Below are 6,185 nucleotides of genomic sequence, written 5' to 3'. Positions count from 1 at the left end.
GGCACTGTCGTCAACGGCTCCAGCCAGCGCATGGCCGGTCCGCACCGGCTGGCGCATGGCGATCGGATGCTGATCGGCCGCTATGTCGTTGCGGTATCAATTGACGAGGAAGGCGCCGCCGCCGGCCACCCGCGAACCCGGCCCGCGTCGACGCAACGCGAGCTGCCGCCATCGACGGGCAGACCGCTGGAGCTCGGCAAAGAGCCCTTCTTCAGTCGGACGGAACAGCGGCCCGGGACGGGAGCGGCATCGACATCTTCGGCGCTGCGGCCGCCCCCAGCGCCGGCGAAGCCGGGTAGCCAGCCGGCGGGAACCGATATGCTGCTGCAGGATATCGCGAAGGCGGCCGGCATTTCGCCCGACCTGCTTCAAGCGCGCGATCCGCATGAGGTGGCCGCCGAGATCGGTACCGTGCTGAGGACCACCATCGAGCAACTGTCGCTGCTGCTCAAGGCGCGCGCGGCGGCCAAGGTGCTGGCCAAGAACGCCAACCGCACGATGATCGGCGCCGAAAACAACAACCCGCTGAAATTCGTTCCCGGCACCGACGACATACTGGAGATCATGTTCGCCAAACGCCGGACCGGCTATCTCGACGCCGCGCACAGCGTCGAGGACGCCTTCCGGGACCTCAAGACGCATGAATTGGCAACTTACGCCGCCATGCAGGCAGCGCTTTCCAGGCTGCTCGACGACCTGTCGCCGGAGGCCATCGCCAGGAAGCTGCCGCCGGCCTCCTTCTCATCCAAGAAGAGTCAGGCGTGGGATGCCCTCGTCGCCACCTGGCGGACGATGGAGGAGAAGCATGAAAACGGCATGCTCGACGTCTTCCTGGCCTATTTCAGCGAAGCCTATGCCAAGGCCAGCAAGCAGAAGTAGGTGGACCCGGGGCTATGTGACCGGTCTCACAGAAGAAAGCGCTGCTTCGAGCATCCTGCTTTCCGATTTCAATCAGCTGCCTGTACGGTTAGGATAACGTACGGAAGCTTGCCTGGCGGGCAAAGCGGCGTGGCTTGGGGCGTGTGCAGCAATGTCATGTTTCGGCGAGATGAGCCTTTCCATCCGGCCCGCCCCCAAAGCTCGGCATGAAAAGCCGGAAGCCGACCTCATTCCCAGTCAAGGAAATGGTCGTCGCGCCGCGACGGTGGATCGCCGATGAGTTCGAAGGACGATCCCTTCCGGCCGGCGGACAAGACCGTCATCCGAGCGCCACGGCCTAGGCAACGCTCGCCCGCGGCTCCCGCGAGTTCCTCGTCGGCTGGCGCTGAGCCCGCTGCGACACCCGCCAGGGAATCGACGGTTTTCGACCCCGGCGTCGGCCGGCGGATGCCGACAGGCTGGTCCTCCGGAACCGTGGTCGTTCAAAACCCGGTTCCCGGGGCTGCCGCTGCAGCGGCGGCGCCCGCGTTGCAACAGGAAATCCTGCTTAGTGCCGCGGATGGCGTGAATTACGCCGCGGCAAATCCAATCCTCGCGGCCGCGGCGCCCTTGCTGATGCTGTTCAGCCAGTTGCGGCTGATGCCGGTCGAGCGGCAGGCGGCCCCTTTGGCAGAGCACATCACCGAAGCGATCGAGACATTCGAGCGGGAGATGGCGAAAGCCGGCATCGCCGAGGAAGACGCGCGGATTGCTAAATTTGCGCTATGCGAGACCGCCGACGATCTGGTCGGCAACCTGCCGTGGCCGAAGGACGACGGCTGGATCGGGCACAGCCTGGTGGCGCGGTTCTTCCACACCAAGCCCACCGGCGCCGGTTTCTACGAGGCGCTGAACAAGATCCTGGGCCGGCCGGAGGGTCATCACGACCTGCTTGAACTGATGCATGCCTGCCTGTCGCTCGGGTTCGAGGGCCAGTATCGTGGGAGGGTCGGCGAACGGGACGCGCTCGAACGCGTCCGGCGCGACGTCTACGACACGATCCGGTATTTTCAACCGCGCGCCGGGGACGACATCTCGCCCCATTGGCAAGGTATGGCGGCGGCGCTGTCAAAGCCCCAGGCGCGGCTGCCGCTATGGGCGGTCGCGGCCGCCGCCGCGACCCTGGTCACGGCGGCCTTCTTCGGACTACGGATCCTGATCACCGACGAGGGCGACGCAACAGCCAGCGAATTGCTGGCGCTCAATCCCTCAACGCCGGTCACCATCGAGCGCGCGAGCGTCGCTCCGGTTGCCGAGCCGGCGGTACCCGCCCCGCCGGAAGCCACCCCGTCGCCGCCTGCCGTTCCCACCGTCACCCAGATCGACGTTCCCACCATCACCCAGATCGACCGCATCCGCGCCGCGCTCGCCAACGAAATCGCCGGCGGCGGGCTGACGGTCGGCACGAAGGGCAACTTCATCGTGGTCGAAATCAGCAACCAGCTCTTGTTCGCGCCCGGGCAAGCCGAACTGAAGCCGGAGTTCCAGCCCATTGCGGCGGACATCGCCACGGCTCTCAATGCCGAGCCCGGACCGATATGGATCGTCGGCCACACCGACAATGTGAAGCCGAAGAAGTCGAGCCAGTTCAAATCGAACTTCGATCTTTCCGTCGCGCGCGCCAAAGCCGTCCAGTCAATGGTGGCAAACGAGCTCAAAGACCCATCGCGGGTCGCGGTCGACGGCAAGGGCGAGGACGAACCGATCGCCGACAATGCGACGGCTGATGGCCGCGCCAAAAACCGCCGCGTCGACGTGATGATCCCGAAGGAGGAGACGTTGTGAGCGCGCGCGGCGGGGAGCGGCACTGATGCGCTGGGTGCTGCGGCTGTTCAGCCTACTCGCGCTTGCCGGCTTCTCGGCTGCGGTCTGGTATGCCGGGCCGCTGATCCGGTATGCCGATACACGTCCGCTCGGACCGGTCTGGCTCCGGACAACGATCATCGGCGTGGCCGTCGCGCTGCTCGCAATCTTCTACGGCATCCGCTTCTGGCAAGCGCGCAAGGCGCAGAAGGCGATTGAGACGGGCATCGTTCGCAGCGGCGACCGCAACGACGATTCAGGGGTGCTCGAAGCGCGTATGAGCGAGGCCATCGCGACCCTGAAGCAGTCGAGCGGCAGGCGCAACTTCCTCTATGAGATCCCCTGGTACATCATCATCGGCCCGCCGGGCGCCGGCAAGACGACGGCGCTGGTCAATTCGGGGCTGAAATTTCCGCTTGCCGGCTCCGGCAATGCCCAGCCGCTGGCCGGGGTCGGCGGCACGCGGTCCTGCGACTGGTGGTTCACCGAGGATGCCGTGCTGATCGATACGGCCGGCCGCTACACGACGCAGGATTCGGATGCCGAGCGCGACAAGGCGAGCTGGCTCGGCTTCCTTGGACTGCTCAAGAAGTACCGCACCGGGCAGCCGATCAACGGCGTGATCCTCGCCATCAGCGTCGCCGATCTGATCGGCTTCGACGACCAGCAGCTCGATGCGCATGTCACCGAGATACGAAGCCGGCTGCGGGAGTTGCACGAGACGCTGAAGATCCAGTTCCCGGTCTACCTGCTCTTCACCAAGGCGGACCTCGTTGCCGGCTTCATGGACTATTTCGGCGATCTCGACGAGGCCCGGCGGCGCAAGGTCTGGGGCGCGACGTTCCAGACCACCGACCGCAACAGGAACATGGTCGGCGAAACCTCGGCCGAGTTCGACGCGCTGGCCAGGCAGCTTGCGGACGAGATCGCCGACCGCCTGCAGGACGAGGCCGATCCGGTGGCGCGCATCGCGATCTTCGGCTTCCCGGCCCAGTTCGTCGCGCTGCGAACCCGCGTCGTGCGGTTCGTCACAAGCCTTTTCGATGCCTCGCGGGCCCAGGTGAATGTCAGCCTGCGCGGCTTTTATTTCTCTTCGGGCACGCAGGAAGGAACACCGATCGACCAGGTGCTGGGCGCGATCGGCCGCAATTTCGGCAGCGCTTCGCAGGCGCATCTTTCCGGTACCGGCAAGAGCTTTTTCCTGCATGATCTTCTGGCGAAGGTGATCTTCCCCGAGGCCGGCTGGGTCTCGTTCGACAGGACAGCGGAGCGGCGCGCCAGGCTCGCCAGGTTCGGCAGCCTCGCCGCAATCGCATTGGCAGCTTTTGCATCGCTCGGCGTGCTGGGCCTCAGCTACTTTGCCAACGAGTCGCTGATCGGCTCCACGAGACAGGCGATGGCGCAGTATCGGGACGGCGCGGATTCGCTGCTCAGGAGCACGACAGTTACCGATGTCGACCTCGAAAACGTCATCGGCCCGCTCGATCAACTGCGCAACCTGCCGGCGGGATATGAGACCGCCGGCCAAACGAAGCCGATCGAGGAGAGTTTCGGGCTCAGCCAGCGGGACAGGCTTCTGTCGGCGTCCAAATCCGCCTATCGGCAGGCGCTGGAGCGTAGCTTCCGCTCGCGCCTGCTGGTTCAGGCGGAGCGCACGATCCAGGCCAAGATGGCCGACCCGATCGCGCTCTACGAACCGTTGAAGATCTATCTGATGCTGGGCGGCAAGGCGCCCAAGGTCGACGACGAGCTGATCGTCTCCTGGATGAAGCAGGATTGGGAGGAAAACCGCTACCCCGGCGAGAACAACCGCGAAGGCCGCGCGCAGCTCGAAAAGCATCTGCGCGCCATGCTGGCGCTCGACGATGCCTACGACCCGGTGTTCGAGCTCAACCAGCCGCTGGTCGAGGCCGCGCAACGCTCGCTCGGACGCATGAGCCTTGCCGACCGCGCGTCGGCGCTGATCAGATCGGCGGTCTATGCGGCAAGGCTCCAGGATTTTTCCGTTGCCGCCAAAGCCGGTCCGGAGGCGCAGCTGCTGTTCGAACGCATGGACGGCGCAGAGCTCGCCGACCTTGGCGTTCCCGGCCTCTACACCAAGGCGGGGTTCAACGGTTTCTACCTGCCGCAGCTCTCGCGCATCGCGCAAATGCTGGTCGATGACCAGTGGGTTCTCGGCGGCGGCGGCGAGCAGGGCGGCATCGATCAGGACCTGCCCAGGCTCGGCCCCGAACTCATCGATCGCTACGGCAAGGAGTTCGCCTCCGCCTGGAACGGCGCGCTCGACCAATTGAAATTCAGGGCGATGCTGAAGGACAAGCCGCAATATATCACGCTCTCGGCCGCCGCCTCGCCGGACTCGCCGCTGGACCGGCTGTTCACGGCCATTGCCGATGAAACCGCCTTGACAAAAGACGGCGCCGCCTTCGCAGGCGACACCGGAACGGCGCAGCAGGACCCGGTCGTTATGGCCAAGGGTCTCGCCCGCATCGGTCTGCAGATCGCCGGCGGCAAGTCGCAGAGCCGCGCCGGGGCAAGCTCGTCCGCCACGCAGAATGCCGGCGCCTCCGTCGAGGCGCAGTTCAGGCCGTTCCAAGCGCTGGTGAGCGGCTCCAGCGGTCGCCGCCCGCTCGATGCGCTGACGCAAAACTTCCACGACATCTACCAGAGCGTGAAGCTGGCAGCGGATGTCCCCGCGCAGACGGAGCGCGTCAACGCGAACCTGAAGCTGCAGATTTCGACGATGCGCGCCAATGCCTCGCGCCTGCCCAAGCAGCTCGCGCGCATGGTCGACGCGGCGGCGGACGAGTTCGAAGGCAATGTCGCCGAGACTTCGGTAGCCAACCTCAACCAGATGCTCGACGAGACGGTCACGCGTCCCTGCGAGGAAGCCGTCAACGGCCACTATCCCTTTGCCGGCGACGGCAGCGAGGAAATCTCTCTTGCCGATTTCGCCAAGCTGTTCGCACCGGGCGGCCTGATGGACCGGTTCTTTGCGCAGAACCTGGCGCCGCTGATCGACATGACAGGCCAGGACTGGACCTGGAAGCAGGAGGCCCGCTCCAGCCGCGACCTCGCCAAATCGACCTTGAAGGCGTTCCAGTCGGCGGCGGAAATCCGCAGCGCCTTCTTCCCCTCCGGCGGTTCGGCGCCGTCGGTCTCGATCACCTTCACGCCCTCCTCGCTGAACAGCGAGGTGGATAGCGCGGTGCTCAACATAGATGGGCAGACGGTGCAAAGCACGCAGGCCGGCAATGCGCCGAGCACGGTGACATGGCCGGGCGGCGGCGCTTCCGGATCCGCGAGCCTCAGCCTGACGCCGGAGATGCCCGGCCGCGAGTCCGCCCTCAAATTCGAAGGGCCATGGGCTCTGAAGCGCCTGCTGGACAAGGCGAGCGTCACCAGCAACGGCGCCGGCGCCGAGGCGCGCTTCGTGATCGGCGGACCCGACGCCGCCTACAAGA

Annotated in this window: 3 protein-coding genes; all 3 read left to right on the top strand. The window is 65.8% G+C overall.

The window, feature by feature from the left end; genetic code table 11:
* Nucleotides 1-879: type VI secretion system-associated FHA domain protein TagH (gene tagH, locus EOA79_RS28465; RefSeq protein ID WP_128293501.1), on the top strand; the 879-nt coding region annotated here is incomplete at its 5' end.
* 528 nt (nucleotides 880-1,407) lie between these two features.
* The gene (gene tssL, locus EOA79_RS28460; RefSeq protein WP_348627465.1) at nucleotides 1,408-2,703 is read left to right on the top strand and encodes a type VI secretion system protein TssL, long form; all 1,296 of its coding nucleotides are present in this window, start codon (nucleotides 1,408-1,410) and stop codon (nucleotides 2,701-2,703) included.
* A gap of 25 nt (nucleotides 2,704-2,728) precedes the next feature.
* On the top strand, nucleotides 2,729-6,185 hold a 3,457-nt coding region (tssM, locus tag EOA79_RS28455; protein ID WP_206639281.1), incomplete at its 3' end, for a type VI secretion system membrane subunit TssM.

Origin of the sequence: Mesorhizobium sp. M1A.F.Ca.IN.020.03.2.1 (assembly GCF_004023205.1) — a bacterium.
Lineage (GTDB): Bacteria > Pseudomonadota > Alphaproteobacteria > Rhizobiales > Rhizobiaceae > Mesorhizobium.
Note: the sequence above shows the minus strand (reverse complement) of the source record. Positions and strands in the feature narration are given on the sequence as shown.